This window comes from Ruegeria sp. CDSB013 (assembly GCF_059611165.1).
Window position 1 is genome coordinate 14,012 of the sequence record NZ_JBXWPA010000019.1, and the last position, 20,406, is coordinate 34,417.

General features: G+C 58.3%; 21 protein-coding genes. 15 read left to right on the plus strand and 6 right to left on the minus strand.

All coding sequences use genetic code 11. The annotated features are described in order from the left end of the window. The 5 genes from AC2FJF_RS22535 to AC2FJF_RS22555 all read left to right on the plus strand — a co-directional run bounded on the left by AC2FJF_RS22535 (position 1) and on the right by AC2FJF_RS22555 (position 4,428). Complete coding sequence (locus tag AC2FJF_RS22535) at positions 1–573, plus strand: dimethylsulfonioproprionate lyase family protein (RefSeq protein WP_496727262.1); 573 nt, start codon at positions 1–3, stop codon at positions 571–573. A gap of 88 nt (positions 574–661) precedes the next feature. Beyond that, a complete protein-coding gene (locus tag AC2FJF_RS22540) occupies positions 662–946 on the plus strand; it encodes a cupin domain-containing protein (protein ID WP_496727263.1) in 285 nt (94 codons plus the stop codon). Further along, positions 943–2,049: a mandelate racemase/muconate lactonizing enzyme family protein gene (locus AC2FJF_RS22545; protein WP_496727264.1), complete on the plus strand. Its 1,107-nt coding sequence runs from the start codon at positions 943–945 to the stop codon at positions 2,047–2,049. The genes AC2FJF_RS22540 and AC2FJF_RS22545 overlap by 4 nt, the downstream gene beginning before the upstream one ends. Further along, positions 2,046–3,149 carry a mandelate racemase/muconate lactonizing enzyme family protein gene (locus AC2FJF_RS22550; protein ID WP_496727265.1) on the plus strand — a complete coding sequence of 368 codons (1,104 nt, stop codon included), beginning with the start codon at positions 2,046–2,048 and terminating at the stop codon, positions 3,147–3,149. Before AC2FJF_RS22545 ends, AC2FJF_RS22550 begins: the two co-directional genes overlap by 4 nt. A gap of 1 nt (position 3,150) precedes the next feature. Beyond that, the gene (locus AC2FJF_RS22555; protein WP_496727266.1) at positions 3,151–4,428 is read left to right on the plus strand and encodes an aspartate aminotransferase family protein; all 1,278 of its coding nucleotides are present in this window, start codon (positions 3,151–3,153) and stop codon (positions 4,426–4,428) included. Positions 4,429–4,656: 228 nt separating this feature from the next. On the opposite strand, the gene hemC is transcribed toward AC2FJF_RS22555, so the two are convergent. Further along, entirely contained in the window at positions 4,657–5,616 is a 960-nt protein-coding gene (gene hemC / locus AC2FJF_RS22560) for a hydroxymethylbilane synthase (RefSeq protein ID WP_496727267.1), read from the minus strand. A 107-nt stretch (positions 5,617–5,723) separates the two neighbouring features. On the opposite strand from hemC, the gene hemE reads away from it, so the two are divergent. Next, on the plus strand, positions 5,724–6,767 hold the full coding sequence (gene hemE, locus AC2FJF_RS22565) for a uroporphyrinogen decarboxylase (RefSeq protein ID WP_496727268.1): 1,044 nt from the start codon (positions 5,724–5,726) through the stop codon (positions 6,765–6,767). Between the two features lie 47 nt (positions 6,768–6,814). Here hemE and AC2FJF_RS22570 read toward each other — a convergent pair whose 3' ends face one another. After that, on the minus strand, positions 6,815–7,924 hold the full coding sequence (locus tag AC2FJF_RS22570; protein WP_496727269.1) for a CaiB/BaiF CoA transferase family protein: 1,110 nt from the start codon (positions 7,922–7,924) through the stop codon (positions 6,815–6,817). A 339-nt stretch (positions 7,925–8,263) separates the two neighbouring features. Here AC2FJF_RS22570 and AC2FJF_RS22575 point away from each other — a divergent pair, with 339 nt between their 5' ends. The 6 genes from AC2FJF_RS22575 to uvrC all read left to right on the plus strand — a co-directional run bounded on the left by AC2FJF_RS22575 (position 8,264) and on the right by uvrC (position 14,950). Continuing rightward, positions 8,264–9,193: an ABC transporter ATP-binding protein gene (locus AC2FJF_RS22575; RefSeq protein ID WP_058273632.1), complete on the plus strand. Its 930-nt coding sequence runs from the start codon at positions 8,264–8,266 to the stop codon at positions 9,191–9,193. Then, positions 9,190–9,951 carry an ABC transporter permease gene (locus AC2FJF_RS22580; RefSeq protein ID WP_496727270.1) on the plus strand — a complete coding sequence of 254 codons (762 nt, stop codon included), beginning with the start codon at positions 9,190–9,192 and terminating at the stop codon, positions 9,949–9,951. The genes AC2FJF_RS22575 and AC2FJF_RS22580 overlap by 4 nt, the downstream gene beginning before the upstream one ends. Positions 9,952–10,055: 104 nt before the next feature. Further along, positions 10,056–10,853, plus strand: a complete 798-nt coding sequence (locus AC2FJF_RS22585; protein ID WP_496727271.1) for a S49 family peptidase — start codon at positions 10,056–10,058, stop codon at positions 10,851–10,853. 168 nt (positions 10,854–11,021) lie between these two features. Continuing rightward, entirely contained in the window at positions 11,022–11,984 is a 963-nt protein-coding gene (locus AC2FJF_RS22590) for a calcium/sodium antiporter (protein WP_496727272.1), read from the plus strand. 21 nt (positions 11,985–12,005) lie between these two features. Further along, positions 12,006–12,785: an SDR family oxidoreductase gene (locus AC2FJF_RS22595; RefSeq protein ID WP_496727274.1), complete on the plus strand. Its 780-nt coding sequence runs from the start codon at positions 12,006–12,008 to the stop codon at positions 12,783–12,785. Positions 12,786–13,075: 290 nt separating this feature from the next. Then, on the plus strand, positions 13,076–14,950 hold the full coding sequence (uvrC, locus tag AC2FJF_RS22600) for an excinuclease ABC subunit UvrC (protein ID WP_496727275.1): 1,875 nt from the start codon (positions 13,076–13,078) through the stop codon (positions 14,948–14,950). Here the strand turns inward: uvrC and AC2FJF_RS22605 are convergent. Next, positions 14,947–15,831: a DMT family transporter gene (locus tag AC2FJF_RS22605; protein ID WP_496727276.1), complete on the minus strand. Its 885-nt coding sequence runs from the start codon at positions 15,829–15,831 to the stop codon at positions 14,947–14,949. The two genes, uvrC and AC2FJF_RS22605, sit on opposite strands and share 4 nt — an antisense overlap. A 178-nt stretch (positions 15,832–16,009) precedes the next feature. Here AC2FJF_RS22605 and pgsA point away from each other — a divergent pair, with 178 nt between their 5' ends. The 3 genes from pgsA to AC2FJF_RS22620 are packed head-to-tail and all read left to right on the plus strand — an operon-like array spanning position 16,010 to position 17,375. Beyond that, positions 16,010–16,678, plus strand: coding sequence for a CDP-diacylglycerol--glycerol-3-phosphate 3-phosphatidyltransferase (gene pgsA, locus AC2FJF_RS22610; RefSeq protein WP_496727277.1), 669 nt, complete (start codon positions 16,010–16,012; stop codon positions 16,676–16,678). A gap of 3 nt (positions 16,679–16,681) precedes the next feature. Then, complete coding sequence (moaD, locus tag AC2FJF_RS22615; RefSeq protein ID WP_496727279.1) at positions 16,682–16,927, plus strand: molybdopterin converting factor subunit 1; 246 nt, start codon at positions 16,682–16,684, stop codon at positions 16,925–16,927. Between the two features lie 4 nt (positions 16,928–16,931). Then, on the plus strand, positions 16,932–17,375 hold the full coding sequence (locus tag AC2FJF_RS22620; RefSeq protein WP_496727281.1) for a molybdenum cofactor biosynthesis protein MoaE: 444 nt from the start codon (positions 16,932–16,934) through the stop codon (positions 17,373–17,375). Positions 17,376–17,424: 49 nt separating this feature from the next. Here the strand turns inward: AC2FJF_RS22620 and AC2FJF_RS22625 are convergent, their stop codons facing one another. From AC2FJF_RS22625 to AC2FJF_RS22635, 3 genes are all read right to left on the minus strand, one after another. Continuing rightward, positions 17,425–17,955 carry a hypothetical protein gene (locus AC2FJF_RS22625; protein WP_496727282.1) on the minus strand — a complete coding sequence of 177 codons (531 nt, stop codon included), beginning with the start codon at positions 17,953–17,955 and terminating at the stop codon, positions 17,425–17,427. A gap of 172 nt (positions 17,956–18,127) precedes the next feature. Further along, complete coding sequence (locus tag AC2FJF_RS22630; protein WP_058273621.1) at positions 18,128–18,448, minus strand: hypothetical protein; 321 nt, start codon at positions 18,446–18,448, stop codon at positions 18,128–18,130. A gap of 1 nt (position 18,449) precedes the next feature. Then, positions 18,450–20,384 (minus strand): OmpA family protein, encoded by a 1,935-nt coding sequence (locus AC2FJF_RS22635; RefSeq protein WP_496727283.1) that lies wholly within the window; start codon positions 20,382–20,384, stop codon positions 18,450–18,452. Positions 20,385–20,406: the final 22 nt, after the last annotated feature.

Below are 20,406 nucleotides of genomic sequence, written 5' to 3' on the forward strand. Positions count from 1 at the left end.
ATGGACGACGTTCTCGAAGCTGCCCGACAGATGCATCAATCACATCCTGAGCTTTCAGAATTCGGAGCCTGGCCTGATGACCTGACGCCAACGGATCAGGAGCCATACCAAATCCCAGCCGTTGAATTGATTCAGCAAACTGACTTCGCGACCGGGTACGCAACGCGATCCCTTTCCGACGCGATCAGGGCAACCGCACATCTAGCGCAGTGGAAACACACCTATACGGAGGAAGAGGTCGGCGCCGATTTTCTTAACCGCTATGGCTATTATGAGCTGTTCGGCCCAACCGGGCATTTCCACTCGACCCAAATGCGCGGCTACGTCGCCTACTGGGGGGCGGGTCTGAATTATGATTGGCACAGCCATCAGGCCGAAGAACTCTATCTGATCGTAGGCGGTGGAGCGATGTTCCGTGTCGATGAAGACGAGACTTATGTCGGCCCCAATCAGACACGACATCACTGCAGCTGGCAAAGCCACGCCATGACAACAACCGACGAGCCAATTCTGGCTTTCGTTCTTTGGCGAGGACAAGGATTGAACGACTTGCCACAAATGGATGCGGCATGAAAACCATTCCGATACCTATCTGCCCATCCCAATGTGGGCATGCCTGTGTTGCGAAATGGCCCAGTAGCTCGATTGAGGAGTTCCGTCTATGAGACCGCAAGCCGAAGCCACTCAGATGATTGATGACGCCCGCGTGCGTGTGACGCGATTTGACTTTGCACCGGGGGCCGAAACGGGATGGCATCGCCACGCAATGGACTACGTCATCACCGCCATAACCGATTGCCATATGCGGCTGGAACTGCCCGATGGTTTGGTCAATGAAGTAACGGTTGCTGCAGGAGTAACTTATCGCCGCGACGAGGGTGTCGAACACAACGTGATCAATGCCGGGGACGCGCCGATGACCTTTGTTGAAGTGGAACTGAAATGAAAATCACTCGTCTTTCAGTCTACCATGTCGACCTACCGCTTGAGCATCCGTATTGGTTGTCTGGCGGGCGGTTGAAGTTTGAAACGCTCGACGCAACGATTGTAAAGATCGAAACCGATTCAGGTCTGACCGGTTGGGGCGAGGGTACCCCGTGGGGCCACACATATGTTCCAGCCCACGGTCCGGGTATTCGCGCCGGAATTCAGACGATGGCACCGTTCATTCTGGGCCTTGATCCGCGTCGGGTGCTGGATGTCGAACGGGCGATGGATATCGCTCTGCCAGGCCACCTCTATGCCAAAAGCCCCATTGATATGGCTTGCTGGGATATTGCGGGTCAGGCCGCCGGTCTGCCAATTGCCGATCTGATGGGCGGCGGGTCTCGCACGCCGCGCCCGATTGCCTCGTCGGTCGGTGCGAAGACCGTCGAAGAAACGCGCGAAGTGATGGAGCGCTATCGCAGCCGAGGCTACGTTGCGCATTCGGTTAAAATCGGTGGGGATGTAGAACGCGACATTGCCCGCGTCCGTGACGTGGAAAGCATCCGACGCCCCGGCGAGATCGTCCTTTATGACGTCAACCGTGGCTGGACCCGGCAGCAAGCCCTGCGGGTGATGAGCGCCTGTGAGGATCTGAACGTGATGTTTGAACAGCCCTGCGAGTCGCTGGACGATATCGCCGCGATCGCGGGCCGCCATGCCTCACCCGTTTCGGTGGATGAAAGTCTTGTGACCCTGCAAGATGCCGCCCGCATTGCCCACGAAGGGTTGGCTGAGGTGTTCGGAATAAAACTGAACCGCGTCGGCGGCCTGACTAAGGCGGCGCGGATGCGGGACATCGCGTTGGCGCATGGAATCGACATGTTCGTGATGGCCACCGGTGGTTCGGTTCTGGCCGATACCGAGGCGCTGCATCTGGCGGCCACCATCCCGGACGACAACTGTCATGCCGTTTGGGCGTGTCAGGACATGATCACCGTCGATGTCGCTGGCGGGCGAGGCCCCCGCAATATCGACGGCCACCTGCACTTGCCGGAAACGCCGGGACTTGGCGTGCAACCTGACGAGAATGCGTTGGGCGATCCTGTCGGGGTATACCAGTGAAGATCACCAAGATAACCCTTTGGTCCGTCGACCTTACCAGCCACGAGACCTATCATATGGCCGAGGGTAAGACCTGTGCGACCGTGATCTCTCATATCCTGAGCCTTGAGACGGATACGGGCCTACAGGGTTGGGGCGAGGTCTGTCCGATCCCGCATTACCTGCCAGCTTTTGCGGGCGGAGTGCCAAGCGCGATTGCTGAGATGGGTCCCGAGATCTTGGGCATATCCCCTTACGGGGTGGACGCGCCAATGCGTAAGCTGGAAGGTTTCCTGCAGGGACATCGCTATGCCAAGTCCATAGTCGACATTGCGCTTTGGGATTTGTTCGGGCAGGCAACGGGCCAGCCGGTCTATGCGTTGCTGGGTGGGCGGACGCGGAAGGACATGCCGCTGTATCACTCGATCACTTGCATCGCGCCAGATGACATGGCGCGGATCGCTAAGACGGCTTATCAGACCGGCATTCGCCAGTTTCAGGTCAAGCTGGGGATCGAAGGCGACTGGCAGGCCGACGCCGAGCGTTTGACCAAAGTGCGTGAGGCCGTGGGACCGGGGCCTTTGGTCTATGGCGACTGGAATTGTGGTGCGTCACGCCTGCACGCTACGCGAACGGGCAGGGCGGTGGCCCAGCTGGATGTGATGCTGGAACAGCCCTGCAAAACACTTGAGGACTGTGCCGCGGTTCGACGGGCCACTGGCTTACCTATGAAGATAGACGAGAACGCCCATGATCTGGCGTCGCTGCGGCGTGCATATGAGCTGGGCTGCATGGATGCCGTCGCTTTGAAACTGTCAAAGTTCGGCGGGTTGTCGGCCATGCGCCGGGCGCGCGATCTGACCGTGCATTTCGGAGCCGAAATCTGCGCCGAATGCACCTGGGGCTCGGATATTGTCACCGCTGCATCGCTGCATTTTGCGGCCTCGACCCCGCACGGGTCACTGATGAACACCTGCGACCTGTCATCTTATGTGGCGCCTCGCATTTGCCCCGACGCACCAAACCGTGAAAACGGCCGGATTGCCCCGCCCGAAGGACCGGGGTTAGGTGTTGTGCCGAACCCGGAGGTTCTTGGCCCGCCAGTATTGGAGATCGTTTGAGATGCTGAAAATCAACACCCAAACCGAATGGATCGCCCGCGCGAATGAGGTACTGCCCGCCGGTGGGTTTGGTAATTTCGACCCCGGTATCGTCATCGCGCGCGGCGAAGGCAGCCGGGTCTGGGATGAGGATGGCAATGAATATGTGGACTACCTGATCGGTTCCGGTCCGATGTTGCTGGGCCATGGTCATCCCGAGGTCATGGAAGCCGTGCTGGAACAACTGCCCAAGGGCATGACCTTCTTTGCCAACAACGCGCGGGGTATCGAACTGGCCGAAGCGATTGTTGACGCGGTGCCGTGTTGCGAGCAGGTCCGCTTTGTCGCTGCGGGTGGTGAGGCGGATATGTACGCCATCCGTCTGGCCCGTGCCTATACTGGCCGCAGCAAGATCCTGAAGTTCGAAGGCGGCTATCATGGGATGAGCGCCGAGGCACAGATGAGCCTGGCCCCCAGCCGCCACGTCAACTTCCCCCGCGCTGTCCCGGACAGCGCGGGCATTCCCGACAGTGTGGCCGAACAGATGCTGATCGCGCCCTTCAATGATCTTGATGCGGTGGCCAATCTACTGGCCGAGCATGATGACGTTGCCGCGATCATGGTTGAGCCGTTGCAACGAATTGTCCCTCCGGCACCCGGATACCTTCAGGGATTGCGCGATCTCTGCGACAAATACAATGTCCTGTTGATTTTCGATGAAATCGTCACCGGATTCCGTTTGGCCTATGGCGGTGCGCAAGAGAAATATGGCGTGACGCCCGATATCTGCACCTTGGGCAAAATTATCGGCGGCGGCTTCCCTTTGGCCGCGCTGGGCGCAAGCGCCGAGATCATGCAGCATTTCGACAAAGCGAAAGTAGGCGAGGAAGGCTGGCTGATGCAGTTGGGCACGCTGTCGGGTAACCCCGTCGCATCGGCTGCCGGGTTGAAGACAATGGAGGTTTTGCGGCGCGACGGCATGTATGACCGCCTGCGTGAAATCGGTGCCGAGCTTCAACAGATGCAGGTGGATGCACTGACCGGGGCCGGCATCCCGCATCAGATCTGCGGGGACGAAACCCTGTTCGACATCTATTTCACCGATACGGACTGTCGTGACTACCGCAGCGCCAAACATGACGACCCCCGCCGTAACGCTGTCTACAACGATTTGCTGCGCGCACATGGGATTTTCAAAGCCCCCGGCAAACTCTATCCGTCACTGGCTGTGACCCAAGCAGATCTGGATCAGACGCGGATGGCCGTTGAGAAAGCGGTTCAGGCGATCAGCGCAGAATAGAGGTCACAAGGTCATAAAAATAAGCGGGCCGCCGTCATTTCTGACAGCGGCCCTAACTGGTTGGATTTCAGGGTCTGGTCTCGCCCCCTCGAATACCACTTAAAACAAAACGGACTAAAAAAACTTTCGACTTTTTCGAGACCGACCCGACTTCACAACCGGTATGAATACTTTATGCACCATCGACGGCACTGTCTCAGTGAAGTAGTTCACTTTTCATAAACTTTTTTATTTTTTCCAATCAAAAAAGCCTGGGCCTGCCTGTTTCAGCAGGGATTCTGCCATGGCGCGACCTATTTCCGGGCCATCTGCGACCGATCCAGTGGTGTCCTCGGATATGGATTCGGACCCGTCGGGGCGCAAAACCTCTCCGCGCAGGCGTAGTTGATCACCTTTTATTTCCGCCAAACCCGCTATCGGCGTTTCGCAGGAGCCGTCCAAAGCGGCCAGCAATGCGCGTTCCGCCGCCAAACGCTGCCCGGTCTCAGCGTGGTGGATGGCCTCGAGCATTTCGGCTGCACGGGAATCGTCGATACGGCGCTCGATGCCGATCGTGCCCTGGGCAATGGCGGGCAGCATGTCTTCGGCGGCGATGGCGGTTGCGGGAACATCCGCCATATTCAGACGCCGGATGCCCGCCATGGCCAGAAACGTGCAATCGGCCACACCATCTGCCAGCTTCTTGAGCCGCGTTTGAACATTGCCCCGGAACTCGACCACATTCAGGTCCGGGCGACGGTTCAACAATTGTGCCCGGCGCCGTAGCGATGAGGTGCCCACAACTGCACCCTGCGCGAGGTCACGAATCGAGCTCAGGCTGGGTGAGATAAAGGCGTCTCGCACATCTTCGCGCGGCAGAAACGTGTCCAGCACCAGACCCTGGGGCTGTTCGACCGGCATGTCCTTGGTCGAATGCACCGCGATGTCGATATCGCCACGCAGCATCGCCTCTTCGATTTCCTTGGTGAACAGGCCCTTGTTGCCAATCTCTTTCAGCGGGCGGTCCGCATCAATCATGGCGCGGTTGTCACCAGTGGTCTTGATCACCACAATCTCAAACGCGTCTTCGGGCAGATCAAAGGCTTTGCCCAGCCGTTGCCGGGTTTCATAGGCTTGTGCCAGCGCCAGCGGTGAGCCACGAGTGCCGATCTTGAGCGGTGATGCGGGGGTTGGCAGGGTCAAAGTCATGGGCACAGCTTTAGTCGCGTCACATTGCCCTGACAATGGGGGCAGAGCTTGACAAATTGCCACTGAGGCACGACCCGTTGCGACAAACCTGACGATTGGGGACAAAGATGGCCGAGACAAAGAAACTGCTGCGGGCGCTGGCTGGCGAAGTACAGGACGTGCCACCGATCTGGATGATGCGGCAGGCGGGGCGTTATTTGCCGGAGTACCGCGCAACCCGGGCGCGGGCCGGGGACTTTTTGTCTTTGTGTTATAACCCCGAGTTGGCGGCCGAGGTGACGTTACAGCCGATCCGCCGCTACGGGTTCGACGCAGCGATCCTGTTTGCGGATATCCTGTTGGTGCCGCAAGCTCTGGGTGCGGATCTGTGGTTTGTCACAGGTGAGGGGCCGCGGTTGTCGACGATCACTCAGCAATCTGATTTCGATGCGCTGAAACCGGTATCGGATATCCATGAAACCCTGTCGCCGGTGTACGAAACTGTCCGAATCCTTTCGCGAGAATTGCCATCTGAGACCACCCTTATCGGGTTCGCAGGCGCGCCGTGGACTGTGGCGACCTACATGATTGCCGGGCGGGGTACACCGGACCAAGGACCGGCCCACGCGTTGCGTGAAGAGAACACGGCCTTGTTCGAGGCGTTGCTGGACCGGATCACACTGGCAACGATCGAGTATCTCTCGGCCCAGATCGAGGCCGGGGCCGAGGTGGTGAAGATTTTCGACAGCTGGGCCGGGTCGCTGAAGGGCGATGCCTTTCAGAAATACGCGGTCGAGCCTTGCCGCGTGATCACGCAGGCGATCAAAGCGCGCCATCCCGGTATTCCGGTGATTGGCTTCCCGCGCGAGGCGGGTGATGCCTATGTCGGCTTCGCCAATACCACCGGGGTAGATTGTGTCGCGCTGGACAATTCGGTGTCGCCGGATTGGGCGGTCGAACATGTGCAGGTGGATGGTTGCGTTCAGGGCAATCTGGCCTCGTCACACATGGTGACGGGCGGACAGGCGCTGGTGGATGAGACGCGTCAGATTGTCGAGGCGTTCTCGAAAGGACCGCATATCTTTAATCTGGGCCACGGGATCACACCCGATGCCGATCCCGATAATGTTCAGCTGATGATCGACACGGTGCGGTCGTGGCGGGACGCGTAGAGGGGCCAGCCCCTCTTGGTCTTTGGCCAATTCACCCCAGGATATTTTTAGCCAGGTGAAGGGTCGGGAGGCGCGTTGGTGGACAGCTGATCCAGAATGTCCTGCCTGTGTTCGCCTCGGCGGGGGCTGGGTTTGGGCTGCCATGTCTCGGTCGAAAAGCGGGGTGCAGCCGCGGCCTGCAACGCGCCGTCTTGGTTGATCCAGGTTTGGCGCGCGGCGTTCATGGGATGGGCTTGCGCCTCGACCGGGTCGAGTACGGGCGCGACGCAGGCATCGGATCCCTGAAACATATCGGCCCAGTGGGCGCGGGGTTTGCTGGCAAAAATTTCTGAGAGTCGCTGTGTGAGTTTGGGCCAAAGTGCCGGAACATACTGGTTTTTGAATTCGGGATCGCCTGAGAGCCCCAGTTTTTCCAGGAATTCGGCGTAGAATTTGGGTTCAAGACACTGGACGGTCATAAACCCCCCGTCCAGGCACGCGTACGTGCGGCTCCAATGCGGGCCGTCCAGCAGGCTGTGACCACGCGTCTCAGACAGATTTCCGGATTGGCGCATGCTCATCAACAGGTTCATCATGTGGGCTGAGCCGTCATAGATGGCCGCATCAACCACGGTGCCCTGTCCGGTCCGCTGCGCGTTGAGAAGCCCGGCCAGAATACCAGCAACTAGATACATGGCACCGCCGCCAATATCCCCGACCAGAGTCGCCGGGGTCTGCGGGAGCTGGTCCGCGGCTGAGGCGTACCACAATGCCCCGGACAGAGAGATATAGTTCAGATCGTGCCCGGCAGTTGCGGAGAACGGGCTGTCCTGACCCCATCCGGTCATGCGACCATAGACCAGTTTGGGGTTGGTTTCCTGAAAAGCGTCGGGGCCAAGCCCCAGCTTTTCCATCACGCCTGGGCGAAACCCTTCGATCAGCGCGTCGGCCGAGGCGATCAGGCGTCTTGCGATGTCCAGATCGGCTGTATCCTTCAAATTCAGATCAATCGAGCGTTTGCCGCGATCCAGGACGGATTGCTCGGGCATACCAGGTCCGGCAGGCTGGCCCTTGCGGTGGATCGTGATGACGTCCGCCCCCAGATCGGCCAGTAACATGGCTGCAAAAGGACCTGGCCCCAAACCTTCAACTTCAATGATCCGTATTCCGCTGAGCATGGGCCTTCTCCTTTTGGCGCAAGTTTTCGGGGATGCCCAGGGATTGCAAGACCAGATTCAACTGACTGTGATAGTGCGCCTGCATCCGCCGCAGCGTTTGATGTTGGCCGCAATTGAACCGCACGGTGCCCGCAGCCTATCAGCAAGGACAACATTATGCGCGTTTGCCTGATGCGTGTTTGCTAATTGAGCATGTACACAAGCGGATTACCGAATGGCGGCGGTGCCGCAGACCTGACACAGCCGCGCGCCCACAAAAAAGCGCAGAACAATGTGCGGAATTGACCTGTTCTGTGCCGGGCCGTCGGGGTAGTGTCCCCGCCAGAACAGGGAACGTGCATGACAACTATTCTGTCCATCAGGGATTTGCGTAAGTCCTATGCCGACGGATTCGAGGCGCTCAAAGGGGTGTCCTTGGATATCGAGCAGGGCGAAATTCTGGCGTTGCTGGGCCCGAATGGGGCCGGCAAGACGACTCTTATTTCCACCGTGTGCGGCATTACCACTCCGACTTCGGGCACTGTTACCGTAGGTGGGCATGACATCCAGACCGAATTTCGTGCCGCGCGCCGGATGATCGGGCTGGTGCCGCAGGAAATCGCGCTTGAGCCGTTTGAGAAAGTTTGGAACACGGTCCGGTTCTCTCGCGGCCTGTTCGGATATGGCAGCGACAACGCCCGGATCGAAGAGATCCTGCGCAAGCTGTCTTTGTGGGACAAGCGTAAAAACGCGATCAAGGAACTGTCCGGTGGCATGAAGCGCCGCGTGCTGATTGCCAAGGCCCTGGCACATGAGCCGCGCGTGCTGTTCCTGGATGAGCCGACCGCCGGCGTAGATGTCGAACTGCGCAAGGACATGTGGGAGATCGTGGCCGAGCTGAAAAAGGCCGGGGTAACCATCATCCTGACGACACATTACATCGAAGAGGCCGAAGCCATTGCCGACAGGGTAGGTGTGATCGACAAGGGTGAGCTGCGGCTGGTGCAGGACAAGAACACCCTGATGGCCCAGATGGGCAAGAAACAGATCGAGGTTATGCTGGCCGATCCTATCCAGGCCATTCCCGACAGTCTGGCTGTGCATAACCTGACGTTGAACGGCAATGGCGACGCGCTGGTCTATACCTATGACACCCACGCGGACCGCACTGGGATCACCACTTTGCTGAACGACGTGGCGCAGGCGGGGCTTGTTCTGCGCGACGTGCAGACCCGGCAGTCGAGCCTGGAAGAGATTTTCGTGAACCTGGTATCCGGAGAACCCGCATGAACTGGTCTGCCATCGCAGCAATCTACCGGTTCGAAATGGCCCGGTTCTTCCGCACTCTGGCACAGAGCTTTCTGTCGCCGGTCCTGTCGACCTCATTGTATTTTGTGGTCTTCGGCACTGCGATCGGCAGCCGCATCCAAGAGGTCGAGGGTGTATCTTATGGCGCGTTCATCGTGCCGGGGCTTATCATGTTGTCCGTTGTGATGCTGGCAATCTCGAACGCGTCTTTCGGGATCTACTTCCCGAAATTCCTTGGTACGATATACGAACTGTTGTCGGCGCCAGTGAATTTTATTGAGATCGTAATTGGTTACGTCGGGGCCGCCGCCACCAAGTCGTTGTTTGTCGGGCTGGTAATCCTGGTGACAGCCACATTCTTCGTGGACATACGCATTGAGCATCCCTTTGCGATGGCAGCGTTCCTGATCCTGTCCTGCCTCAGTTTTTCGCTGTTGGGCTTTATCGTAGGGATATGGGCCAGCAACTTTGAACAAATATCTTTGGTGCCACAGCTGGTTATCACGCCACTGATCTTTCTGGGGGGAACGTTCTATTCGATCTCGATGCTGCCGCCTGTTTGGCAGACGATCACCCTGTTCAATCCGGTTGTTTACCTGATTTCCGGGTTCCGCTGGTCGTTTTACGGGTTGGCCGATGTCCCGATCGGATTCAGCCTGCTGGCGATTCTGGTCTTCACAGGGACTTGTCTGGCTGTGATCGGCTGGATCTTCAAAACCGGTTGGCGTATTCGCAGCTAGGGCGTTGCATTTTTGCCCGCCATGTGTGTGAATTTGGTTCACGTCACGTCTAAGGCCCGAACGGTCCCTTGTTTAGGGCCCGGCTGCACTCTACATCGGCACCCATGAAGCTCAGCCTGCCATTTGTCAAAAAGCAGCCCCTCGTGGCCGTGGTTCGCCTATCCGGCGCCATCGGAATGGCGGGGCGTGGATCGTTGAACGATACCGCGCTGGCCCCCGTTCTGGAAAAGGCGTTTCGCAAAGGTAAACCTGCGGCCGTGGCGCTTGAGATCAACTCGCCCGGTGGATCGCCGGTGCAAAGCTCTCTGATCGGGTCGCGAATCCGGCGGCTGTCGGAAGAGCTTGAGGTCCCCGTTATTGCCTTCGTCGAAGACGTTGCAGCGTCTGGCGGCTACTGGCTGGCCGCTGCCGCTGACGAAATCTGGGCCGATGACAGCTCGGTCCTGGGGTCGATCGGTGTGATTTCGGCCGGGTTTGGCGCGCATGTCCTTCTGGCGCGACAAGGCATCGAGCGGCGCGTACATACGGCGGGCAAATCAAAATCAATGCTCGACCCGTTTTCGCCGGAAAAAGAAGAAGATGTCGCGCGGCTGCAAGGCTTGCTGGGTGATATCCACGCGAACTTCATCGACCATGTCAAAGCCCGCCGCGGTGACAAGCTGGATCAAAGTGCGGATTTGTTCACGGGCGAGGTCTGGCTTGCCAGACGCGCGCAGGAACTGGGCCTGATAGACGGCGTCGCACACCTAAGGCCGAAAATGCAGGAGCGGTTCGGCGACAAGGTGAAGTTCCGCCGCTATGGCCTGCGCAAACCGATCTGGTCGCGGTTTGGGGCCACACTTGCCCAGGACGCCATAACCGGAATTGAGGAGCGGGCGGCTTACGCGCGCTTTGGTTTGTGACGTGATCGTTAAGGTTGTCACCCTTTTCCTGATTGCCATGGGTGTCCTGGCGATGTTCGGCAAGTTGCGTTTTCCGGGGCAGAAAAGGCTGCAATCTGCAAGATGTCCGCGCTGTGGACGGTTCAGTATCGGTAAGGGGCCTTGCTCCTGCGAAAAAGGAGGCCGTACATGACGGCATGGCTGTTATCCGGCCTCGGCTTGCTGATCTTGCTTCTCGCAGGTGATGCTTTGGTCCGCGGTGCAGTGAACCTGAGCCTGCGCCTGGGTGTACCAGCCCTGATCGTCAGCCTGACCATTGTGGCGTTTGGCACCTCGGCCCCCGAGCTGTTGATCGCGATCAGCGCGATCAAGGAAAACGCGCCGGGGATTGCGCTGGGTAACGTGGTCGGGTCGAATACGGCGAACATTTTGCTGGTTCTGGGACTGCCAGCCTTGCTTGCCACGCTTCACACCAGTGAATGCAACACCAGAAGAAACTATGTTTTTATGTTGCTGGCCACGGTGCTGTTCATCGGCCTGGCATTCTGCGGCGTGTTCAATCTGGCTAGCGGTGCTATTTTGCTGGCTGCTTTGGGATTGGTCCTTCTCAATGCCTTCCGCGATGCGCGCGCGCATCGCAAGGCCTGCGGTGAAGCCTGTGGGGAAGAGGATGAGTTGGAAGGTCTGGAAGAGGCCGATCCGGACATGCCCTATTGGAAGCTATCGATTTATCTGGTCCTGGGCCTGATCGGCCTGCCGATGGGTGCACATCTTCTGGTCGACAACGCCACGATCATTGCCCGCACATATGGCGTCAGCGAAACGATTATCGGACTGACGCTGATCGCAGTTGGGACATCCCTGCCGGAACTGGCCACGACCGTCATGGCGGCTTTGCGCAGACAGGCGGATGTCGCCTTGGGCAACGTGATCGGGTCGAACATGTTCAACCTTTTGGCCATCGTCGGTATCGCCACTTTGTTTGGACGTATCCCTGTGGACCCGGAATTCCTGCGTTTCGATCTGTGGGTCATGCTGGGCGCATCGCTTCTGTTGATCCCGTTCGTGTTCTTGAAACAAGATATCACACGCGGCTGGGGTCTGGTGTTGACGCTGCTGTATGCCGTCTACATCGTCTCGCTGTTGGCGTGACCTGAAGATAGGGGGAAATCCATGGCCCAAGCGTTAGTGACCGGTGCAGGTATTCGTCTTGGTCGGGCAATGGCCCTGTATCTGGCAAAGCGGGGATATGACGTCGCCGTGCACTATGCGACGTCTGAACAACCTGCCGCCGAGACCGTAGCCGAGGTGCAGGCGCTTGGGCGCAAGGCGGTCGCCTTGCACGCCGATCTGCTGGATGAGGCGCAGGTCCTGACCTTGCTGCCCCGTGCGGCAGAGGCGTTGGGTGGACCAATCACCTGTCTGGTGAACAACGCATCGATTTTTGAATACGACAGCCTTCAAACCGCCACGCGGCAAAGCTGGAACCGGCATCTCGACAGCAACCTGCGCGCGCCATTCGTTCTGACGCAGGCCATGGCTGCGCAGGGGCTGAAGCCGGGCACGGACGAGGCGGGCGAACCTGTTGCCACCGGCCTGATCGTCAACATGGTCGATATGCGGGTGCGCAAGCTCACGCCAGAGTTCATGACCTATACGATTGCCAAGATGGGTCTGTGGGCCTTGACCCGAACCTCGGCGCAGGCGCTCACGCCAGCGATCCGCGTCAATGCGATCGGGCCAGGACCAACGATGCAGGGCCACCGGCAAAGCGAAGAACACTTTCAGGCGCAGCGTGCAAACACGGTTCTGGAACGCGGGTCGAACCCGTCAGATATCACTGCCGCCTTGGGCTATTTCCTGGATGCGCATGCGGTCACGGGGCAGCTTTTATGCGTCGACGGTGGGCAGCATCTGGGGTGGAAAACGCCGGACGTTCTGGGCCTTGAATAGGTAAAGCTGCTGCAAGTTTTGCACCGCTCTCGGTTCTGTTACCTGCTCGTTACAAAAATGTCTTTTTTTTCATACACTTGTCTTGTGAATGAAAATATTTACAATAAAAACAATAGGTTAAATATTTGCTTATTTTTTGTGCAAATCAAGGATTCCATAATGAAACAAGGGAAAATCGCCAAGCTCAGAAACTTATCTTCACACTTATCCACAGAAACCGTGGATTTGTTTTCTCTTGATCTGAAGGCCACAAGATTGCAGCCATGGTCAGAGAATCATATCTCAGGCAAATGACGACAGACAGCGACCCGACCCAAGACACTCAAATGACCGGCTATGCGTGCATTCAGCGGTATCTGAAAACGCTGGACAGTTCACCCGGTGTGTATCGCATGTTGGATGCGGACAGCCGGGTGCTGTACGTCGGCAAGGCGCGCAACCTCAAAGCGCGGGTGTCGAACTATGCGCGGCCGGGACATTCGGGGCGGATTGAGCGGATGATCGCGGCGACAGCCTCGATGATGTTCCTGACCACACGGACCGAGACCGAGGCGCTGCTACTTGAGCAGAATCTGATCAAGCAGCTCAAGCCCAAATACAACGTGCTGCTGCGTGACGACAAAAGCTTTCCCAATATTCTGGTCGCCAAGGACCATGCCTTTCCGCAGATCAAAAAGCATCGCGGCGCAAAGAAAGAGAAGGGGACCTATTTTGGCCCCTTTGCCAGCGCGGGTGCGGTGAATCGGACGCTGAACCAGTTGCAAAAAGCGTTTCTGTTGCGCAATTGCTCGGACTCTATGTTCGATAGTCGGACGCGTCCCTGTCTGCTCTTTCAGATCAAGCGCTGTTCCGGGCCTTGCGTGAACCTGATCTCGGAAGAAGAGTACAGCGAAAGCGTCAAAGATGCCGAGCGGTTCCTGTCTGGCCGGTCGACCAAAGTGCAGGAAGAACTGGCTGAACTGATGATGGCTGCCTCCGAGGCAATGGAGTTCGAGCGTGCAGCCGGACTGCGTGATCGCATTCGCGCGCTGACGCAGGTACAGACATCTCAGGGCATCAACCCGCGTGGCGTGGCCGAGGCGGATGTGATCGGCCTATATATGGACAGCGGGCAGGCTTGTGTTCAGGTGTTCTTTATCCGCGCCAATCAAAACTGGGGAAACAAGGATTTCTATCCACGTGTCGGTGCGGATGTGTCCGCGGCTGAGGTGATGGAGGCTTTCCTTGGCCAGTTCTACGACAACAAGGAACCGCCGCGACAACTGATCCTTTCGGATGCCGTCGAAAACGCTGACCTGATGCAAGAAGCACTAAGCGAGAAGGCGGGACGCAAGGTCGAAATTTTGGTGCCTCAACGGGGTGAAAAACAGGAACTGATCGCGGGTGCCTTGCGCAACGCGCGGGAGTCTCTGGCCCGACGGATGTCAGAGAGTGCCACGCAAGCCAAGCTTCTGCGCGGAGTGGCCGAGGCGTTTGATCTGGACAGCCCGCCGAACCGGATCGAGGTTTACGATAACTCTCATATCCAGGGCACCAATGCCGTCGGCGGGATGATCGTAGCAGGTCCGGACGGGTTCATGAAAAATGCCTATCGAAAGTTCAACATTCGGGGCGACGACCTGACCCCTGGTGACGATTTCGGGATGATGAAAGAGGTTCTGACCCGCCGCTTTACCCGCTTGCAAAAAGAGGATCCGGATCGTGACAAGGGATTGTGGCCCGACCTGTTGCTAATCGACGGCGGCGCGGGGCAGGTGAGTGCTGTGCGCGAAATCATGGTCGAGCATGGGGTCGAAGATATCCCTATGGTCGGTGTTGCAAAGGGGGTTGATCGTGATCACGGTAAAGAAGAGTTCCACCGTACCGGTCAGCGCCCCTTTGCATTAAAACGCAACGACCCGGTGCTATATTTTATTCAGCGCCTGCGGGATGAGGCGCACCGGTTTGCAATCGGCACTCACCGTGCCAAACGGGCCAAAGCGGTCGGCGCGACGCCGTTGGACGAAATCCCCGGAGTTGGTGCCGCGCGTAAGCGTGCATTGCTGGCGCATTTTGGCAGTGCCAAGGCGGTCAGCCGGGCCAATCTGGCGGATTTGAAAGCGGTCGAGGGGATCTCAGCCGGGTTGGCGCAAAAGGTCTACGACTTCTTCCACGACAAAGGCTAGGCCTTGCGCCCGCGCCACAATATGTACAGGCCCGAGGCGACGATCAGCGAACTGCCGATCCACATCGTCTGGTCGAGATCCTCGCCAAAGAAGACCACACCCAGGGCGACACCAAACAGCAGGCGGGAATAGCGGAAGGGCGTGACAGCGGATACTTCTCCCGTCCGCATGGCTTTCATCAAGGAACCGTATGCGATTGCGCCAAGGCCTACGGCTCCGGCGATATGCAGGCTTGTGAGCAACGGCACTGGCGCAATCGGGGCCTGTTCCCAAAAGCTGTAGGCAAACCCGGCGACAATCACGCTGACAAAGCCGTAGAACCCTAAAACTTCGGTTCCAAGGCTGGCGGGTGCGACCCGGCTGGCCAGATCGCGACCTGCAAATCCCAACATCCCCAGCACGGCCAGCAGGGACAGGATGGTGAAACTGTCACCAGTTGGTTGGATGATGATCACAACGCCGATCAGGCCAACGAGAATGGCGCTCCACCGCCGCCAACCAACGGTCTCTCCGAATAGCAGCGCGGCACAGGCGACGACCACAAGCGGGGTGGCCTGCAGGATAACGGTTGCAGATGACAAGGGCGTCAGTGTGATAGCCAGGACGTAGAACAGCCGTCCGAGAATTTCGAACACCGCGCGGATTTTCATCGCGGGCGACAGAACATCCGGTTGCAGCAGCCGCGTGCCACGTGCCATTGCGACACAGGCAAAGATGAGCGCGCCACCCAATCCGAACAGGACAAGTATTTGCCAGACGGGCAAGGCAACCGCCGCCGCTTTCAGCAGCGCGTCTTCCAGTGCGAAACATGCCATCGCGCCGATCATCCATGCGCTACCGATCAGGTTGGCGCGCGCGTCGGTCTCAATATTCGGGGTCATCGGTTCGTCTTTGCCATTGGGCTTGGTCGGCTGCACTCTGACGACAATACGACCCGGGGCCAAGGCCAATAACCGGTGCCGCGCCGGACTGCGGCGCTTTGACCAAGCCTCTGTGATCGGTACAGTTTTTTTCCGCCCCGTCTTTCCTGTCCCCGGTCAGCGATGTAGGGTCTGCTTCATGAAGTGGAACCTGCCGAATATCCTGACCGTCCTGCGCCTGCTGGCCGCGCCCGGTCTGGCCGTAATGTTTCTGTATTTCACCAGACCCTACGCGGATTGGTTTGCGCTGATCCTATTTCTGACGGCAGCCATTACCGACTGGTTTGACGGATATCTGGCGCGCGCGTGGAAACAGGAAACCAAGATCGGGGCCATGTTGGACCCGATTGCGGACAAGGCGATGGTGGTGATCGCGCTGATGATCCTTGTGGGTTATTCCGCAGAGCACTGGACGCCATGGCTAGTGCTGCCAGCGACGGTCATCCTGTTCCGCGAGGTGTTTGTCTCGGGCTTGCGGGAATATCTGGGCGATACGGCCGGAACGCTGAAGGTCACGAAGCTGGCGAAATGGAAAACGACCGCGCAGATGGTGGCGATTGCCATTCTGTTTTCGCAGGGGATTTTCGAACACTATTTTGTGATGGCTACATTTGGCATGGATGCCGAAACAATGGATCTGGTCCTGACGGGTCAACTGGAAGACCTAAATCACATGCGCTGGCATCTCGAAGCGATGTTCTGGTCTGGCCGGATCGGGTTGTGGCTTCTGTGGATTGCGGCGGCGCTGACATTGATCACCGGCTATGACTACCTACGTAAAGCCATGCCCCATCTGAAGGAGAGCTAAGGGATGGATGTGCTGTATTTTGCCTGGGTGCGTGAACGGATCGGCCTGCCGAAAGAACGGATCGAGACCAAGGCCGCGACCGTATCCGATCTGGTCGCCGAGCTGAGCGCGCGCGAAGACCGCTATGCTGCCGCATTTGCGGACCTGTCCGCACTGCGCGTCGCTCTGGATCAGGAACTGTCCGATTTTGACGCATCGCTTGCTGGTGTGCGCGAAGTGGCTTTTTTCCCGCCAATGACCGGCGGCTAAAACCATGCGCATCGCGGTTCAGGAAGAAGAATTTGATCTTGGGGCCGAAGCCAATACCTTCGCTGCCGGAGACGATGCCAACGGCGCCATCGTGACCTTTACCGGCGTGGTGCGCGATCTGGCATCCGGTGATCTGGATGTGATGGAGATCGAGCATTACCCCGGTATGACCGAACGCGCGCTAACCAAAATAGCCAAAGAGGCACAGCAGCGCTGGTCGTTGGGCGATGTTCTGGTGATCCACCGCCACGGGCGCCTTGCCCCCGGGGACCGGATCATGATGGTGGCTACTGCCGCGCGGCACCGCAAGGATGCGTTTGAGGCGGCAGAATACCTGATGGATTACCTAAAATCCCGCGCGCCTTTCTGGAAAAAAGAAATCACCACATCCGGCGCGCAATGGGTCGCAGCCAAGGATGAGGATGAAGATGCGCTGACGCGGTGGTAGGTTCTGTGCCCGGCACCGGATTATCTGGTGCCGGGTCTATTATAGCGAGTTAGGTGCTTTGTTCGGTGTTACACTGCCGTGCGGCTTCGATGGCTTTTTTAGTACCATCCAGACTAACGGTGAATGCGAACTCTTTCTTCGGAAACACGGTCATTTCGTATTTGTTCATGACGTCATCCACAAACTGGGCGTTGTTCGCAAGGATGTATCCGCCTGTATATCCGTCGGCGAGATGCTTAGTCTTCTTGTGCGCCTCAGCTTCGTAGACGTTGCCGTCGAGTGACAGGAAGATCTTTTCTTTCTTACCCTTCAAGCCAATGTCGTTCTTCGTGAACACACCTAGATAGCCCATCTCGTGGTCTTTGGTCAGACCCATCTGAACAACGTTCTGGTTTTCGTCCATACGCTCGATCAGGCAGGACCCGCGGGAGTCATCCACAAAGATGGTCCAGCCGGATTCTTCGCCCCAGTTGGTGAAGGTATCATTCTCTGAAGGTATCACGTCACTTGACGCCCAGACGGCGGCGCCGGTGAAGATGCTTAGAGTTGCAGCAGCAGTTAATGATGATTTGAAATTCATAGTACACTCCAATTTTCTGGATAGTGAACAGTGATGTGCATGTGTAAAAATGCACCAATTCCTAATATTGAATTTGTTGTAGGAATTGAAGGCGATTGCCTCGGATCGGCTGATTTGTGCCGAAGGTGCAGTCGGCCCCAACCGGGGTCAGCTATTAAGCCCGGGGCTGGGATCAATCCGCGTTGTTGATACGCCCGCGTAGTTCTTCGGCCTCTTGCCGCGCCGCGCGCAGGCCGTCCATGGCGGCTGCCAATTCGGCCTCGGTCTGGGTCAGCTGGTTGGTCAGTTCGGCCTCGCGCTGCTGCAGATAGGTGATCGCCTGATCGCGGGTTTCTTCTGCCTCGTGCAGTTCCTGGCTCATGCGGTCCAGATCGGCGACGTCGCTTTGGCGGACGCGCGACAGGCGATGGGCCAGCCAGTTGGCGAACCACCCCATGCAAAATGCGGCAAACAATATGACGGCGGTCGCGATAATGAATTCGATTCTGTTCAATTTACTGGTCCCCTGCGCCCGAGTCGGTTTCCGCATCCGTTTCCGGGGCTTCGGCCTCTGGCTCTGCGTCTTGTGACGTCTCTGTTTCGTCTTCCATCGCTTCCAGCGCGGTTTGAGATTCGGCGGTGGATTCGGGCCGGATCAGGCGGAATTCGATGCGTCTGTTTTCTTCCCGCCCGATTTCGGTGTCATTGTCGGCGATTGGCTGGGTTTCACCATAGCCCAAGGCGGTAAAGCTGGCTGTGGGCACGCGCCGCGCGCGCAGTTCATTTAAGATGGATTGTGCACGCGACTGGCTGAGCTGCTGGTTCATCTCTTCGCGACCTTGGCTGTCAGTGTGGCCCTGAATCTCCAGCCGGATGGGTCCGCATTCCCGCAGGATGTCGGCGATCTGATTGACCGTATCGCGCGATTCGGCGGCGACCGTGGCAGAACCTGGTTCAAAGGCGATTTTGGAACCCGCCTGAACCTCGGCGATGCGCTCTTCGCAAACATCCGGGTCGGGCAGCTTGTCTGCGGGCTCGGGTGGCTTTTGATAGGTGATCGACAGGCTGAAATCTTGTGCCTCGCCCAGTTTTTCCGACAAAAGCCCCGAAATATAGGCCCGGGTTTTGGGGTCGTGGCTGACACCGTTCAGAACCACTTCGTCCGGTGTCACGGTCAGCGCACCATTGTGCAGTTGCGACAACGCCTCAAGCCCGCTGAGGACGCGAATGGGCCAATCGGCGGGCAGGTCAGGGGCGACGCGGGTTGCGGTATGGACGTGTTCGTAACCAAAGGCTGCACGGGCATAGCTGTCGACCATGTCGCGCAGGGTTTCATCCCCCAGCCGGCCGCGCATTTGTACCAGACCCTCGGGGCTTCGTGTTGCTGAGAATTCGGGCGGGCCGGATTGGTCTTCCGTTTCGGGTTCCGGCAGAACTGCATGCAGGGCAAAGACCTCGGGCAGTGCGTTTTCCAGTTCGCCGATCACCTGGTCAAACAGCGCGGCACCAGTGCCTTCGGCTGCGACCAGAGTGATATCCGCATCTGACAAAGTCACCGTACCCTGGCCGATTTCCGCCAGCGCCCGAATGCTTAACACGGCGGCGTCGGGCCAGCGAGGTGAGGGTTCACCCAGACCGATGGTGCAGGAATAAGGCCCGGTCAGACCAGCATCCTGTGCGGCTGCGACGATCCGGTCCCGCGCCTTTTCGTCCTGGGCCGAGCAGGCATCGAATTGCCCGCCATTTTCGTCGATCAGGTAACGCAGGGTGAAGGGTGTAATGACCGGGCGAGGTGCCGAGATGGACAGGCCTATGCGTAGGCTCGGCGGTGCCGCGCGGGTCAGCTCTTGCTCAAGCCGCTCTTTTTCCTGCTGACTGTCGGCAATTGCGGTCACCTTCACAAGCCCGGGGCTGGCCGAGATTTTGGCCCGAGGCAACCGGGTCAGCGCCTCGACCGCATAAGTAACCGCTTCGTCCCAGCCTTTCGGCTTTGGATAATCGGCGGTTTCCAACAAATCTGAGACCGGCCCGTCATTCAGTCTGCGCAATCTCTCTGTCAGCGCGTTGCGATCTTCGCTGGCCGGGATCAGGCCAATAACCGATATTCCGCTGTCATTGCGCAGAATCTCGGCTGAAAAGCGTGGCGAGGCCAGTTGCGTCGTGGGCGCGACTTCCATTTCGTCAATGACGCGCGAGGTGTCGACCTCGGTCCCTGCCGCTGTCAGAGCGTTGAATCGTGTGGCCTCATCCGAAGCCGTACCGGTCAGAACGACCCGCAGCCCGTCCGATTGGACCTCGGCCCAGTCGTGACCCTTCAGGTCCAGCGCACGTCGCACGGCGAACTCTGAGGCTTCTTCGACTTTTGTCACGGCAAAACTTGCCGCCAACAGAGACAGCCCTGCGGACACAAGGAAGACAAAGGCAACGACGAAGACATAAGGCAGGCGCATGTGCGAACTATCGACTCCTCGG